This is a genomic window from Cryomorpha ignava, from assembly GCF_010686655.1.
In the GTDB taxonomy this organism is placed as follows: Bacteria; Bacteroidota; Bacteroidia; order Flavobacteriales_D; family Cryomorphaceae; genus Cryomorpha; species Cryomorpha ignava.
In genome coordinates, this window is record NZ_JAAGVY010000002.1 from 46,693 (window position 1) to 62,799 (window position 16,107).

The window sequence follows — 16,107 nt, forward strand, 5'->3', positions numbered from 1 at the left end:
GAAATTAGGTAAAATCTATTCATCTAATAGCTCCAGCAACTGCTTTATCGATTCCTGATTCCAGGGCAGCTCAATAGAATTGGTTACGCGCAGCTTCTCAAGCTCTGTAAGATGCCAGCTCAAGGCAATGTGCTCGCCTGGATTATTTCTGATTTCCAGTGGAATATGGTACAGCGGTACATCCAAAAGATCATTGGTGATATCAAGGATTTGATCCATATTGTAATCCTGGTCATTAAAGTAATTTCCGTAGAATGATCCTATCGGATTTACCATCTTATCCAATATGGTGCTGTGTTCAATATTGGGCTCAACCAATTTTTCGGTATCGCGTATTTGCAGAATTATCAGGCCACTTGTGTTCTTTTCAATCCATTTTTTGAATACAGAAATGTATTTCGCAGAAACTTTCATTCCGAAATTATCGCGCAAGCCGGCATCCATTACCTCAATACTTGGCTCTGTGGGTAAACTTGGGTAGGGCAGGATGTAGGGAAAGGTAGAGTTCATGCGCAATGCACTGCTCATTAACAGATTCTTAGCGTCGTGATTGGCAAACATTCTGGCAAACTCAATATTTTCAAAAGAAAGATTAAGCTGTTTTCGCTCATCGGGATTTTCATAGCACAAGTACGAGAGAGGTTGAGACGAAATAAGCATTCTCCGGCCGTCATTAACTATCGACGGAGCGAGAATCATCATCGGTATGCGTGCATCTGCTACTGCTTCCGCGTAAGCGTTCACCGGTTTATCAAATACAAAATCGGTATTGATATTAAGCTGATCTTCAAAAGTCATTCCGCGGTCAAGCACATAACTGTACCCACCAATATCGCGCTTTCTGAATCGGATAAAAATATCATTGGTGGCAAAGGTAAAAAGCACTCTGTTTAGTATATCCTTCGAAATATTTTCCTGATATTTTTCGCTGTATAATCCGGGGTTTATTGTTTCCTTATTGAGGTATAAATCACGGAAGTATGCTGCGCCAATTGATCCTCCTGATGAGCCTGAAATAAGCCTGATGTTTTGAGTTATTTGTCCCTTCGAAACGCTGTCGCAATATTGCAATGCGCGAACCGTCCACAGCGATGAGCGCAGGCCGCCTCCACTCGTGTTCACGATTATCATTTTTGGCTTATAAGTGGGATCGCCTTTTAACTTGCGCTGCTTATCTAGCCATTTATTCAATATTTTTTCGTGCTGCTCTATATCCCGGCTTACACCAATAAGATTGCTGTTTAGGCTATCTAGGGTAGCGAGATTGTACGGAACAGGCTCTTGCTCATAATTCAGTCCATAAGCCGGATTTGCCATATTTATCCAATCAAGTTTGCCCGAGGCGAAATCGACCAAAAGAATGAGAGCTATCAAAACCGTAAGCGTCCATCCTTTTAGCCACGACATGGTAATCGAAATGATCATCAATACAACAGTGAAAACCAAGAAAGTGCTCGCAGCTGCGGGTATCACAAAGAAATTATTGAATTGAAATGCGCCGATTACAAAGAAGACTAAAATAACAAGCAGTTCAAAGAAGGAAGCATTCACATGGTTTTGGTAAAACACCTTTCGCAATGTTTCGCGATCGTAGTGATCTGAATTCCGCGCCAGGTTTACCTTAAAGGGATGCGATAAATACGTTTCTACTCTCCACTTGCTTCCGCGGTTAAAGCCAAACCGGCTCTTATTTCGCAGCCCTTTATTGTGTTTTTTTGAAAGCGCATCAAATTGCTCGGCGGTTTGCCCGGTGATCTTAAAAATATTTTTGTTGGTAGGAAAAAAATAGATCACCGCAAGAATAATAAACAAGGCATTTCCCAATACGAAAGCCAGCATATACTTAAATATTTCCCAATTGTTTTTGAGCTCGACCGTCTGCAGGAACTTGCTTGAGAAATAAATATAAGTCCCTATAAATAAAACAGGTATAATAAAGTTGTTAATGCAAAACTTGAAGAAAGGTCTGGCGAGCGTGCCCAGAAATGGAAACCGCTTGCTGTGGATTATATAGCTGTAAATATTAAAGGCCATAATAAAACCGCCCAAGGCAAACCCGAGGATAGCATAAGACCAGATTCCCACTACGCCGCGGTACTCGGGCGCCAGAAATAAATACGGGATTCCAAATTTATTGGCAAAAGCCTGGGTGGTAAAACCAAATAAGATAACCCAGAATAGCAAAAGGAAATGATTGCGCTTCAGATGGAGCCAAACAAGCTGAAAAGGAAAGAAATACAGAAGTCTGTCCATCCTTTGCCTATTTGTGAGTTTTGCTACCATTTTTAGGGAAATATCTTTGTGTCTTTACGAAAATGAACCCGAAACAGTTATCGTTTTCAAACGCCTAGTTTACTGCTTACCAAATCGGTAATTCGTTTTTCGCGTCTTTCTGCTTCGGCGTCTAATCGCGCTGCTTCCTTTAACGTCGAATTTACAAAATCGGTATCTTCAAAACCTTTTAGATTAATCCGTACATTCATTATGGCTCCTTTTATGGCGGTTCGTGCGCAAAGGGCGCCTACACCGCCATCGGTTATAGAATTTTGATTTCCGTCTTTCACCATGGCTTCAATCACGTCAAATGCCTTTTCGGTAATCTGCGCCACCTTTAGCGGTACGTTTGCAGCATGTCGGGTAGCGTATGCAATAGCTCTTTTTCTCGCTTCCACTTCTTCCGGCTTTTCTTTTGGCATCGCAATAGCATCCATTATCATTTTAAAGGCATTTGTATCTTCATCAACCGTTGCAAGAAGTTGATTTTTGATATTTTCACCTTTTTCTGCCCAATCCGAAAAGAATTCCCATCTCTCATCCCAGCCGCGTTTGTGCGCGCTGATGTTGGCAACCATCGTGCCCAGCGAAATGCCCAGCACGCCAACATAAGCTGAAACGCTTCCACCGCCCGGAGCTGTTGATTCTGATGCTGCCTCATTAGCAAAATCAGTTAAGTCCATGTCTATGAGTCGCTTTTGCGAATGGTCGCGAATAAGGTATTCAATGACCTTCTTTTCAGCCTCAAAAGGAGCCAAATCATCCAGACCCAGGCTTTTAACGGCAATCTTGATTTTTTCCTTTTCGGAAATACCGAGAGAGCGCTCTTGCTTTTTCAGGAAATAATCGGCCGCATCAATCAGGCATTTCAATGGAACAAGCCCCACAATTTCAGATCCGGTAACCCGAATTCCGCGTTCCTGTGCTTTTTTACAGGCTTCATCAAAGGCAATATGAACAGGGGTAATGCTGATGTTTGTTAAATTTAAGGAAAGCTGTGCAATTCCATATTCTTCTATATACCAACCTATTCCCTTAACTGCCTTAAGCGATCCTGGAACTCTTTTTGGTTCTCCGTCAGCGTCCATAGCAATTTTTCCCGTAAGGGGATTTCCTTCGCGAATAATCCGTCCTGCTTCGCGAATATCGAATGCTATTGCGTTTGCCCGACGAGCCGATGTGGTATTGAGATTTACATTGTAAGCTACCAAAAAGTCGCGAACGCTAATAGCGGTTGCACCGGTTTTCTTCACCGATGCGTTAAATTCTACAGGGCCAAAATCTGGTTTACCGGCTTCAGTGCTCAATTTCTCAAGCCCTTCGTATTCGCCCTGACGACAATACGCCAGGTTTTTACGCTTCGGCTGAAGTGCAGCCGTTTCATAAAAATATCCGGGAATATTCAGCTCTTTCCCAACGCGCTCTCCAAGACGGTGCGCATAGCTCACCAAATCTTTCATTTCAATTCCCGAAATTGGCACAAGCGGACATACATCCGTAGCGCCCATACGCGGGTGCTCACCAGTTTGCTTGCTCATGTCGATAAGTTCCGAAGCCTTTTTAATCAATCGAAAGGCTGCTTCAATAACTTGTTCAGGATGACCTACAAAAGTTATAACCGTGCGGTTTGTGCTCTTGCCCGGATCGATATCCAGTAATTTCACGCCTTCTACCGTTTCTACAACATTCGCAATAGCATTAATCTTAGCCATGTCGCGCCCTTCAGAAATATTTGGAACGCATTCTATTAGAGGATTCATGAGGGTTTTATTTCGGGGTTTTAATGGCGTCGAAGGTAGTGAAATCAATAGGCAATTTTGCAATAGGCAATAGGCAATTGCAATAGACAATTGCAATAGACAATTAGCAATAGACAATGAGCAATAGTCAACGGGGAAGATGAATGCTGCGGAACTGTAGATTGAGCTTTACAGATGTGGAGTTGTTAGTTGATTTGTTATCTATGGATAAATCCTTGTCGTGCGCCATCGCTCGCGTCCCGCGAGGGATGTCATGTCCGGCGTCCCGCCGGGTTTTTTGAGCGAGAACTCATGTTACTTCTAAAATCAATAATGGACTGTCAATTTTTTCTGCATAACAGGTTTTTGAATATTGATACTATCAAGATCAAAGATTTTAAATTGCTTACCGGAAATTTCTAAAAGGGGCGAGACGCCCAAAGGAAAAGTCCCTCGCGAGACGCGAGCGACGGCGATTAGGAGCTTTGTGGGAATTCAAACACAAACCGTATATTTTAGATATGCTCCTATAAGGAATTGGTGGTTAATATGTTACGTCGAGGCAAGAAAGGATGAAGCACCTACTTCTTCTTCAAGTACTCACCATAATCTTCCAGAAAATCGGCTTCCTTCTCTCCTTTGGTGCTTTTTATTTTTGTGTAAACGCCAATCAGCGCTATAGAAAATCCAATAAAAACCGACCAGGGATAATCTACATAGTAGTCATATGCCAAATACATTACACCAACAAAAACAATAGCGGCTACAATAGGTACCATAATCAGTTTGAACATGGAAATGGGTTTTGCCAAATTTCCAATCGCTTTCTCCTTCTGAATCCTTGGAATAGTATAGAAAATCGGCGTAGCAATGCTATTGAAGCAGTAGGCGCCCAAAATAAAAGCGGCAACCCCAATAGCAATCATTATAACGTATTCCATAAAGCCGAAAGTCTTTAGACCAAGCCGACAACCTTTTGGGAGTACGTAGGGCATGGCTGAGATTTAGAATTGCGAAGAAACGAAAATCAAGTAAGTTCTAACTTAACATTTTAAAAAAGCTTTTTGGATCACACATGCGATGTGATGTTATGGAATAAATCTTTTGTTGTGCGCAATCGCTCGCGTCTCGCGAGGGATGTCTTTTCCGGCGTCTCGCCAGGTTTTCTTGAGCGAGAATTACAAAAAGTTAAGTATATCAATAAGGAGCTGTTAACTTCTTAATTTCTAAGCATTTCTACAAATAAAGCTTCTAAGCGACTTCCGAAAGTTTCTAAAACGAGCAAGACACCCGAGGAAAGATCTAAAAAGGGCGAGACGCCTAAAGAAGCTTGGCAACGGCTACAAACAAGTTACTCTCAAGCTGTATCGGAACAGTTCACTTGCTGGTTGCCAATTTTCCCGTCAATCCGTAATTGCCAATTGCCTATTGCCTATTATTCCCTTCGGTCATGAGAACGCTGCACTAAGTTGCCAATTTGTTTACTTTTGCCACAATGGAAAAATCCAACGAACGCCCCCTAATCCTCGTTACAAACGACGATGGAATAACCGCAGGCGGAATAAGAAGCCTGATAGAAGTAGCCAAAGAATTTGGCGATGTCTGGGTGGTTGCGCCCGATAGTCCACAAAGTGCGATGGGGCACGCAATTACGGTGCACAATATTCTGCGCCTTCACGAGGTGAAAGATGTGGAAGGAGTAAATGAATTTAGTTGTACCGGTACGCCCGTTGACTGCGTGAAACTCGCAATTTATCGCGTTTTAAAACGTCGGCCTGATCTATTGCTTTCGGGAATTAATCACGGAGCCAATAATAGCATAAACGTCTTGTATTCAGGAACTATGTCGGCTGCTGTTGAAGGAGCTGTTGAAGGGATTCCATCTATCGGGTTTTCTCTTTTAGATCATAGTGCTGCTGCAGATTTTACCGCTTCTAAGAAAATTGCCAGAGCTGTAATTAAGAATGCGCTTGCTAATGGCATTCCAGAAGATACCTGCCTGAATGTCAATATTCCGAATGTTCCATACGAAGAAATTAAAGGAGTTCGGGTTTGCAGGCAGGCAAAAGCTTTTTGGGAAGATAGTTTTCAGCCGCGGAAAGACCCTGCCGGAAGAATCTATTACTGGATTACTGGCAATTTGGTAAACCATGATAGCGGTGAGGATACAGATGTTTGGGCACTGGAAAACAATTTTGTGTCTGTAGTTCCCGTTCAATACGATCTTACTGCACACCGCGCATTAAAAGAGCTTAATGATTGGAAATATGAAATCTAAACGATTTGATAAAACGGCTATTGGTTTTGTGATTGGGTTGATTCTGCCTGTTATAGGCTTTGTAATTTACGGAGTATATTGGTCGTGGAAGTTTTTTCGCACGTTTTCTTATTTTGTAAACGACGTTTTTCTCGGTACGCCTACGTTTCGTTCGTCTATTTTGTCATTGAGCCTGCTTATTAATCTCATTCCATTTTTTATTTTTCTAAAAACCGACCGCAACAAAAGTGCACGTGGCGTGCTCGCTGCAGTGTTTGTATATGTACCATTTGTGGTATATTTCAAATTTTTTTAAATGAAATACTACATCATTGTTGGCGAAGCTTCTGGAGATTTACATGGAAGTAATTTAATCAAACACATCTTCGAACGCGATGCCGAAGCGGATATTCGAGCCTGGGGAGGCGACCTGATGGAGGCCGAAGGAGCTGATGTAGTAAAGCATTACCGCGACCTGGCCTTTATGGGTTTTGTAGAAGTGGCGGCCAATTTGCGGACTATTCTCAAGAATTTTGACATCTGCAAAGCCGATATTTTAAAGTATCAACCAGATGTGCTCATCCTGATCGATTATCCCGGATTTAATTTGCGCATGGCAAAGTTTGCCCACCAGAATGGAATAAAAGTATTTTACTACATCTCACCTCAAATCTGGGCGTGGAAGCAAAGCCGGGTAAAACAAATCAAAGCTTATGTAGATGAGATGTACGTTATTCTACCATTCGAAAAAGACTTCTATGCCAAATTTGGAATGGACGTTACTTTTGTCGGCCACCCGCTTATCGATGCTGTAGAGCACTTTAAGAAAGACTTTTCATCACGCGAATCTTTCCTTTCGGAAAATGAGCTCGACGACCGACCGGTAATTGCTATTTTGCCCGGCAGCCGCAAGCAGGAGATTAGTAAAATGCTTCCGCTAATGTTGAATGTGTCAAAGGGTTTTCCCGAATATCAATTTGTGATAGCAGGTGCTCCCTCTCAAGATCCCGAGTATTACGAAACGTTTATTGCCGGTTCGGGAATGAAGATAATTTTTGGAAAAACCTATCAACTACTTACTTACAGCCATTCGGCAATGGTAACAAGTGGCACGGCGACTTTAGAAACGGCCATCTTTCGGGTTCCGCAGGTAGTTTGCTATCGCGGTGGAGCTTTGTCTGTTATCATTGCCCGTTTATTGGTTAAGATCAAGTATATCGCACTGGTTAATCTCATAATGGATAGAGAAGTGGTAAAAGAGTTGATTCAGAGCAATTTGAATAAGAAAACCTTGAGTCGCGAATTTGAAGCCATTTCCCAAAAGGGCAACCAACGCGACAAAATGCTGGCTGACTACCAGGAGCTTTATGAAAAACTGGGGGGTAAGGGCACTTCAGATCTTACTGCAAAACTCATGTTGAAAACTCTCGGTATTAAGAATGCCTGAATGGGCTAAGAGAATTAAATTCGCAGATATGCGCGGCAGTTTATTATTCGGCATTTTAATTCTTATGGTTTTTCGGCTGTCTGCCGAAGATTATGAACGCGTTTCTATCGGTATCCTATCTTTTGATAACCCTGAAGCAGTTCAGGTAATTACTGAATTTGGTGATTACAATCTCGAAGTGGCTGGGGTGGTTAAGCACACCTTAAAGGCCGGTGAGCGTATTTCTTTTGTGCGGTATGGAAAGCTGGTGCAGGTGAGCATCCCCGGCAAGGTGCTTGGGCAGTTTAAAGAACCGCGACTTACCACCCAAGACGCCGATGGTGTATTTCGAATTTACTTATTGCGTCCGCGAAAAAACGAACGGGTATACGATGATGATCTTTACGTTTCTGCCGCGGGCAATGAGCTTAAGCTCGTAAACAGGGTAGATTTGGAAAAGTATGTAGCCGGAGTTGTAGAAGCTGAAAGCGGAAAAGAGAAAACACTGGAATTTTATAAGGTTCAGGCTATTATCTCACGCACTTATGCCCTTAACAATTTGCGGAAATACTGGCGCGAAGGGTTTAATCTAAACGATCAGGTAAGCTCGCAGGTCTATCACGGCAAGTGTCGCTGGGAGCCGCAAATTTTGGTTGCAGTGCGTATTACAGAAGGTAAAGTTCTTGTAGATAGTGAGATGAAGCTCATTACGGCAGCTTTTCACAGCAATAGTGGGGGCGAAACCGTGGGCAGTGAAACCGTTTGGAGTGGCCCATTGCCTTATCTTACATCGCGTATCGATGAGTTTTCAATGCATGGAAAGCATACCACCTGGCAGCAAGCGGTAAGCAAAGAAAAATGGCTGGCATATCTGGCTGATAAATACCAATTGCCCATAGAAGATGCATCAGTTAAGGAGATGGCGCAGAATTATGATCAACCAACCCGCGATGTTTTCTATATCGATCCCATTTTTAAAATTCCACTTAAAGATATTCGCCAAGACTGGCAGCTAAAATCCACTTATTTCAATGTGCGTCCTTATACCAGTGATTCTTTGATGATAGACGGAAAAGGATTTGGGCACGGTGCCGGTTTAAGCCAGGAAGGCGCTATTCGCATGGGCGAGCTCGGCTTTTCATACGAAGATATTCTGCACTTTTATTATAATGAGGTGCACATTATTGATCTGCACGCTTTGGATTTTTTTAGGGTGGAGTAGGATCAATTTGTAATAAGCAACAGGCAATAGGCAATAGACAATATGCAATTTGCAAAAGCTAATTTTTATTTCCAAGGCATCGCAGCTCTATTTGTAGGAGTGTATTTACATTCTTAGTTCTGTTATTTGATTACTGATAAAGCTAATCTGTGCGGTCTACTTGAAATCATATTCTTTAATTTACATCTAGTTGCAAATAGGTTCGCTTTGTATAGTATCATGTTTTGGCATACTTTTAAGAAAAAATAGACCGACATGAAAAGTATCTCATTAAAGTTATAGGAGCCAATTCTGAAGGAAACGGAGAATTTGCTAGAACACTTAAAAACAAGCCGTAACAAAATATATTAATGAAGCTATTGCGTTTTACAATCGGCATCAATGGCGAAAGTTGGTTGAAGAGCAACTTACAAGAGAGTCAAACTTGGTTGCTAATGATTCTATTGAAGTGCCGAAGGAATTTGAATCCTTAGAGGATGAAAATTAAAAAGTATGAAATAGGGCTCGCCGATTTAAATCCAAAGTTCGGAATTGAAGCAGGGAAAAGAAGACCTGTTTTGATAGTTCAGAGTGATATTTTGAATAGAGTGCATCCGTCATGCGTAATCTTTCCTATTACGACCAATAAAAACAAGGAGTAAGTATTTTAAGAGTCAATTAATTATTTTATTCCTGCAATAGCCCAGAGCAATGACTTCGGCAATTGGATTAAAACCTCAAACAAAAAAAGCCATCTACAAGAGACGGCTTTTCAAAATTCAATAAACAAAGGAATTTAGCTTTTCGCTTTCTTCTCTTTTTTAGGTCCCACATATCGTCTTTCCTTGATACGTGCAGCCTTACCGGTAAGGTCTCTCAAGTAGAAAATACGTGCTCTACGTACTTTACCTGATTTGTTAACCTCAATCTTGTCGATAAAAGGCGATCCCAACGGAATGATTCTCTCGACACCAATGCCACTTGACATTTTGCGGATGGTGAAAGTTTCGGTGATTCCTTCTCCACGGCGCTGAATTACAACACCCTGAAATTGCTGGATACGCTCCTTATTTCCTTCGCGAATTTTATAATGTACGGTAATAGTATCTCCGGCTTTGAATTTTGGAAATTCCGGTGTACCGTTTAGTTTCTTGCTTATTTCTTGTAAAGTTTCCATGACGCTCCTGTATTAAATTCACTCAAATTTCGGGGTGCAATATTACGAAGATATTTTGAACAATTGCTACCTTATTCGCAATATATTTTTCAACCTTGATTTTCATTGAATTTCTCCCATAAATCGGGTCTTCGGTTACGTGTTCTTTCCATCGCTTTTTCCATTCTCCAGGTTTCTATGGCTTTTCCGTTTCCGGAAATAAGTACATCGGGCACTTTCATTCCGTCAAATTCGGCCGGACGCGTGTAAACAGGTGGCGCCAAAAGATCGTCTTGAAATGAATCTGTTAGCGCTGATGTTTCGTCGTTAAGCACACCAGGCACAAGGCGTATCACGGCATCGGCAAGCACGGCAGCAGCCAATTCGCCGCCGCTAAGCACATAGTCGCCAATAGAAATTTCAAGTGTTATATACTTTTCGCGTACCCGCTCATCCACGCCTTTATAATGTCCGCAAAGAATAATCAGGTTTTTGCGTATAGATAAGGTATTGGCCAATTGCTGATTTAGAGTTTTACCATCGGGAGTCATATAGATCACCTCGTCATAAGTCCTTTCAGATTGCAACTTGTCAATACATCGGGCTATGGGCTCAATATTCATCACCATTCCTGCACCACCACCAAAGGCGTAATCATCAATATTTCTGTGCTTATCTGTGCTGTAATCACGTAGGTCGTGCACATTTATTTCAACATGTCCCTTGGTTTGAGCCCGCTTCACAATGCTGTCGTTAAGCGGACTTTCCAAAAGCGATGGAAGAGCAGTAATAATATCTATTCGCATATTTTATGTGGTAAAGTTGTAGTCAAACGCCGAAAAAATTGGCTTTATTTGCTGTTCAATACAATTAGGTACTATATTTGGTAACACAAAGGTAAATCAATACAATTAAGAAGTGCCCGACGCGGAGATATTTCTCCGAAAACCGGAATCTGCTTAGCTGTTAAAAGCAAATTAAAACAGATGAAATTTAAAATTCAGATTGTAATCGCTGCAGCTTTCATTTTTGTTGCTGGCTTTGCCAAAGCACAAGAAGATGAGTTTGCAGATCTGCGCATCCTGTATATGGATCAAAAGTATGAGAAGCTTATCTCGAAAGCAGAAGGATACGTCGACAAGGATAAGACTCGTAAAAGCCCTGAACCTTATCTCTACTTATCAAAAGCTTATTTTGAAATGAGCCAGCTTGATGAGTACGCCGAAAAATATCCGCCAGACAAAGCTTTTCGCGATGCGCTGAAATGGGCTTCAAAATACCGACGAAAAGATAAAGAAGGAAATATATACGATGAGAATGATTTCTATTTTAATGAACTAAAAAAATCGGCTATTGAAGAAGCCGGAGGTTTGATGTCAGATGAGAAATACTCGCGCGCAAAACGTTACTACGACGGTATTACAGATTTTGACCCCAATGATGCAGGTGCATGGCTTATGCTCGGTTATTGCCAAATGCAAATGCGCTCTATGCAAGAGGCTAAGCTTACCTATCAGGAAGCAGGCAAAGCGCTACATACAGCTGATATGGAGAAACTAAACTCAACAGAGCGCAAACTTTTGCTTGATGGTGTGATTAATTATTCAGATTACCTGATACAGGAAGGAATGAAAGACTCGGCGCGTACAACCCTCGATCTTGCCCGTCCCGCTCTGGAAGGTGATAGTGAGTTTGAAATGTATTTGAAGAAGGTGAATTAATTTAACACCTCATAGACAATTAAAAAGGAGCCATTAGGCTCCTTTCTTTACATTTGCACCAATGAAATACGCCATCCGCACAGTCGCTTTTTTCTTTACTATACTGGTCTTTGGAGCTTTTGTTTCGGCTCCCTTATCAGGAAAATTGAAAAGAGGCTTCGCAGCACTAAAGGAATATAATTATTTCGAAGCCAAAAAGCAGTTCTATAAAGCTTTGAAAAGAGATTCAGTTGCTGCGGGTTATGGTCTTAGCGTGATTTACGGGCGCGATGATAATCCGTTTTATCAGATAGACTCTGCATTTAAATTTATTACGCTCGCTGCCACTAAATACCCCGAACTTGAAGCCAAGACTAAAGCAGATTATACTGAATTGGGTATTGACTCAATGGCAATTTCCAGGCAAGTAAATCATGTTGACTCATTGTTTTATAACGCCGCTTCCGCGAAAAACACACTCTCTGCCTGGCAGTATTTCGTAGATTTTCACAAGTCGCAGCCGTATTACGATGATGCAATAGAAAAACGAAATGAAATAGCTTTCCATCTGGCAGCAGATACAAATACCTCTGCCGCTTACCGAAATTATGTTGATCAGTATCCAGATGCTGATCAGATTTTTGAAGCCGGTAAGAGATACAATCGTTTGCTTTATGAAGAGCAAACAAAAGAAGGGAGGGTTCTTGATTTTCAACGATTTATCGAAGAAAATCCCGAAAGCCCCTATGTGTCTGATGCGGAATACCGCGTTTACGAAAAAGCAACAGCTCCCGGAACACTTGAGGTTTACAGACAGTTTATTGCAGAAAATCCAACCAATGAAAATGTAAACCGTGCGTGGAGAAATATCTATGCCCTGGAAGTAGGTGAACTGTCGGCGCGCAGTATTGCTGCGTTTAGCATGAGGTATCCCGATTATCCATTTAGTGACGAACTCAAAACTGATTTTCAATTGGCCACAACCCGCTTTTATCCCATTCAGGAAAATGGGTTGTGGGGATTTATTGACGATAAAGGAGAGGTGCGCATTGAGCCTGCTTACGAATGGGTTGAGCCATTTAGCGAAAGCCTTGCGTCAGTGGGAAAAAACGAAAAAGTAGCTTTTATAAATAAAGCAGGCCAGCTGATTACTAAATTTGACTTCGAAGATGCCTATGCTTTTAGATCTGGCTATTCTGTAGTGGTAAAAAACGACCTTTATGGAGTAATCAATCGCCTGGGTAAATGGATTGCGGAACCCGTTTATCAAGATGTTGGAGAATTTTCGGAAGGATTTTTCTACGCTGAAAATGAAGCTGGTTACGGATATTTAGATGAGAATGGAAATAAGGTAATAGACTTCTATTTTGAAAATGCCACCGATTTTAAAAATGGTCTCGCAATTGTTCAAAAAGACGGAAAGTACGGCATCATTAATACCCACGGAGAACTGATTAGCGATTTTGAATACGATTGGATAGAACCTTTCAGAACCGACAGAAATCCCTCGCGCTTTAAGAAAGGAGACTTATTCGGATTAGTAGATCAGGTAGGTGCAGTGGTTGTTGATTCTGAATATACCCATATCGGAGATTTTTCAGAAGGCCTTGCTCTTGCGGCAAATAATAAAACCTATGGATTTATTAATACAAAAGGCGATACCATTATTGATTTCAAATACACTTTCTCGCCTGCGGTTCTCAAATTTTCAACGTTTCAAAATGGGTATGTTCGCATTTATCAAAAAGATAAAGTAGGTGTAATAGACACGGCTGATACGAAAATATTCCCTGCTATCTTTGAAAATATAGGCGAATTTAGTGGCAAGCTCATTCCGGTGGTCAAGAAAGACAAGTGGGGCTATGCCGATTTAAATGTCAATCTCGCTATTCCCTATAAGTTTGATGAAGTTGGGAATTTTCACGATAGCGTGGCCGTTGTTTCCAAAAATGGACTTTTTGGCTTGATAGACACTTTGGGCAGAACAAAAGTTGATTTTAAATACAAGTCTATTGTGTTGATAGACTCGCTCATGCTGGTTTCTGATACTGCTTATGGGTTAATAGATATGAATGAAAATATACTTGTTCCTTTTATATACTCTAATGCCGAAGTAATTGATAAATACATTATTCGCTTTGAGAATGGTGAGAATCAGGGGGGCGATTATTACGATTTATCACAGCGCAAATTCTTATGGCGCAGAAAGTCGTAACAGAAAAAGAAAGAATCGTACTTTTGCGATTCAATTCAGAAAGGTAAGTACCCATTGAAAATGAAGAATAATACCACTGACAAGGCCGTCTTGGCCAAAGTTTTTGACTTGATGAACGATTGGATTTTAGAAAGTCAAAATCCTGATACGCCGGTTATTGATTACCACAAACCGGAAGAATTGCAAAAAATACTCAAGTTGAATATCTCTCCTGAAGGAGCTAATATTGATGAAATCTTGGTTGAGATTCAGAAGTATTTGAAATACGCGGTAAAAACAGGCCATCCGGCTTATCTCAATCAGCTTTTTGGAGGTTTTAATTTCCCGGCATTTCTAGGCGAACTGGTTACCGCCCTCACCAATACATCAATGTACACTTATGAGGTAGCTCCTGTGGCTACGCTGATGGAGAAGGCTTTGATGGAAAAAATGATCGGGTATACCGGGTGGAAATCGGGAACGGGGTCGTTGCTTACCGGCGGTAGCAATACCAACATGGTTGCGATGCTGCTAGCGCGAAATGTAAAGTTTGATGGCTCAAAAATGAATGGAATTCCGAGTGGTGTGAGACCTGCCGTCCTTGTTTCAGAGCGAAGTCATTTTTCGATGCTCAAAGGTGCTAATACGATAGGAATTGGACAAAATGCTGTAATAAAAGTACCTGTTGATGAGAATGGACGGATGCGTGGTACCGCCGTTCAAAATGCTTTTAATAAGGCCGTAGCAGATGGCTACACACCATTTATTTTGTGTACCACGGCAGGAACCACCGAAACTGGTTCATTTGATGCTATAAATGAAGTCTCTGATTTTGCACAGACCAATAACCTTTGGCACCATGTAGATGGTTCGTGGGGCGGAAGTTCTATTATCAGCAAAAAATATCAGCATCTCTTTTTGGGATTGGAAAAGGCAGACTCATTCTCCTGGAATCCTCATAAGCTTATGAATATTCCGCTTATCTGCTCTGCGCTTCTGGTAAAGGGCAACAATGTGATGCGCGAAGAAATTCAATCGTACGATTCAGATTATATCTATCACAGCAATGACAATTCAGATTATGATTTAGGTCCGGCTTCGCTGCAATGCGGCAGAAGGGTAGACTCTTTGAAGCTCTGGTTGGCCTGGAAATTTTATGGCGACGAAGGTTATGCGAAACGCATAGAACATTTATACGATCTTGCAGGCTATTGTACCACTTACGTGGAAAATCATGATGATCTTGAATTGCTTTTCCCTACTCAATCGCTCAACGTTAACTTTAGATTTCGCACTCCTGAAGGAATTGATGTCGATGCCTTTAATGAGGCGCTTCGCTATAAATTAATCGAAACTGGAGATGCGATGGTTAATTATTGCATACTCCCCAAAGGATTGTCTATAAGATTGGTATTGCTCAATCCGGATTTAACCCAGGAAGATTTAGACCGATTTTATAATCGTTTCCTCAATGCCGCTTATCTTTTGCTAAAACAATGGCAGAAACCCGTTGTTAAGGTAAATAGTTTATAACAATAATCTCTCCGTTTATAGGCAATACCGATAGGTTGAAGTCAATGTTGTCGGTATCTTTGAGGTAAATTAAAACAATGTAACTATGGCAACTGAATCAAAAGAAAAAACGTATAGCAAATTGGGTTTTAACAGAGAAGAAGCGAGCGAACTCGCTGAAAGTCTAAACCTTTTACTTTGTAACTATTCTGTAGTTTATCAAAAAATAAGAAACTTTCACTGGAATGTAGTGGGAGGTGACTTTTTTGATGTCCATGAAAAATTGGAAGAAGAATACCTATCAGCGGCAGAAAATATTGACACTGTGGCAGAGCGTGTAAGAGTATTGGGCTTTAAGCCAATCAGCACGCTGGCTGAATATCTTGAAAAAGCAGAAGTGGAAGAAGTTACCGGCGATTTAAGTTCGGATAAAATGATGGAAGAGGTAATTCAGGATTATGAAGTGCTCTTGTCGTTTATGGTTGATGTTGCCGATTTGGCAGTTGAAAATGGTGACTTGGGAACAGAAACAATAATGCGCTCAATGATCATCAGAACCGAAGGAAAACACTGGATGTTCTCTGCATTCGTCAAAAAATAAGCACAGAAAATTATTAGAGAAAGCTCCGTAAGGAGCTTTTTTTTTAG

14 protein-coding genes are annotated in these 16,107 nt (G+C 41.3%); 9 read left to right on the forward strand and 5 right to left on the reverse strand.

Features of this window, described 5'->3' with window-relative positions; translation table 11 throughout:
* Positions 1 to 15 precede the first annotated feature (15 nt).
* The 3 genes from G3O08_RS01490 to G3O08_RS01500 form a co-directional block, all read right to left on the reverse strand.
* A complete protein-coding gene (locus G3O08_RS01490) occupies positions 16 to 2,253 on the reverse strand; it encodes a patatin-like phospholipase family protein (protein ID WP_163282901.1) in 2,238 nt (745 codons plus the stop codon).
* Positions 2,254 to 2,339: 86 nt separating this feature from the next.
* Positions 2,340 to 4,034 (reverse strand): glutamate formimidoyltransferase, encoded by a 1,695-nt coding sequence (gene ftcD, locus G3O08_RS01495; protein WP_163282902.1) that lies wholly within the window; start codon positions 4,032 to 4,034, stop codon positions 2,340 to 2,342.
* Positions 4,035 to 4,594: 560 nt separating this feature from the next.
* Positions 4,595 to 5,008, reverse strand: a complete 414-nt coding sequence (locus G3O08_RS01500; RefSeq protein ID WP_163282903.1) for a hypothetical protein — start codon at positions 5,006 to 5,008, stop codon at positions 4,595 to 4,597.
* A 500-nt stretch (positions 5,009 to 5,508) separates the two neighbouring features.
* On the opposite strand from G3O08_RS01500, the gene surE reads away from it, so the two are divergent.
* From surE to G3O08_RS01525, 5 genes are all read left to right on the forward strand, one after another.
* Entirely contained in the window at positions 5,509 to 6,291 is a 783-nt protein-coding gene (gene surE / locus G3O08_RS01505; protein ID WP_163282904.1) for a 5'/3'-nucleotidase SurE, read from the forward strand.
* Positions 6,281 to 6,586: a hypothetical protein gene (locus G3O08_RS01510; RefSeq protein WP_163282905.1), complete on the forward strand. Its 306-nt coding sequence runs from the start codon at positions 6,281 to 6,283 to the stop codon at positions 6,584 to 6,586. Before surE ends, G3O08_RS01510 begins: the two co-directional genes overlap by 11 nt.
* The gene (lpxB, locus tag G3O08_RS01515) at positions 6,587 to 7,717 is read left to right on the forward strand and encodes a lipid-A-disaccharide synthase (protein ID WP_163282906.1); all 1,131 of its coding nucleotides are present in this window, start codon (positions 6,587 to 6,589) and stop codon (positions 7,715 to 7,717) included. It begins immediately after the preceding gene.
* A gap of 28 nt (positions 7,718 to 7,745) precedes the next feature.
* The gene (locus tag G3O08_RS01520; protein WP_163282907.1) at positions 7,746 to 8,918 is read left to right on the forward strand and encodes a SpoIID/LytB domain-containing protein; all 1,173 of its coding nucleotides are present in this window, start codon (positions 7,746 to 7,748) and stop codon (positions 8,916 to 8,918) included.
* Positions 8,919 to 9,394: 476 nt separating this feature from the next.
* A complete protein-coding gene (locus G3O08_RS01525) occupies positions 9,395 to 9,559 on the forward strand; it encodes a type II toxin-antitoxin system PemK/MazF family toxin (protein WP_163282908.1) in 165 nt (54 codons plus the stop codon).
* Positions 9,560 to 9,693: 134 nt separating this feature from the next.
* Here G3O08_RS01525 and rplS read toward each other — a convergent pair whose 3' ends face one another.
* Positions 9,694 to 10,074 (reverse strand): 50S ribosomal protein L19, encoded by a 381-nt coding sequence (gene rplS / locus G3O08_RS01530; RefSeq protein ID WP_163282909.1) that lies wholly within the window; start codon positions 10,072 to 10,074, stop codon positions 9,694 to 9,696.
* An 89-nt stretch (positions 10,075 to 10,163) separates the two neighbouring features.
* Entirely contained in the window at positions 10,164 to 10,859 is a 696-nt protein-coding gene (gene trmD, locus G3O08_RS01535) for a tRNA (guanosine(37)-N1)-methyltransferase TrmD (RefSeq protein ID WP_163282910.1), read from the reverse strand.
* 180 nt (positions 10,860 to 11,039) lie between these two features.
* Between trmD and G3O08_RS01540 the strand changes: the two genes are divergently transcribed.
* From G3O08_RS01540 to G3O08_RS01555, 4 genes are all read left to right on the forward strand, one after another.
* Positions 11,040 to 11,774 (forward strand): hypothetical protein, encoded by a 735-nt coding sequence (locus tag G3O08_RS01540; RefSeq protein WP_163282911.1) that lies wholly within the window; start codon positions 11,040 to 11,042, stop codon positions 11,772 to 11,774.
* A 61-nt stretch (positions 11,775 to 11,835) separates the two neighbouring features.
* Positions 11,836 to 13,968 carry a WG repeat-containing protein gene (locus tag G3O08_RS01545; protein WP_163282912.1) on the forward strand — a complete coding sequence of 711 codons (2,133 nt, stop codon included), beginning with the start codon at positions 11,836 to 11,838 and terminating at the stop codon, positions 13,966 to 13,968.
* Positions 13,969 to 14,028: 60 nt separating this feature from the next.
* Complete coding sequence (locus G3O08_RS01550) at positions 14,029 to 15,480, forward strand: pyridoxal phosphate-dependent decarboxylase family protein (protein ID WP_163282913.1); 1,452 nt, start codon at positions 14,029 to 14,031, stop codon at positions 15,478 to 15,480.
* Between the two features lie 85 nt (positions 15,481 to 15,565).
* Complete coding sequence (locus G3O08_RS01555; protein ID WP_163282914.1) at positions 15,566 to 16,060, forward strand: Dps family protein; 495 nt, start codon at positions 15,566 to 15,568, stop codon at positions 16,058 to 16,060.
* Positions 16,061 to 16,107: the final 47 nt, after the last annotated feature.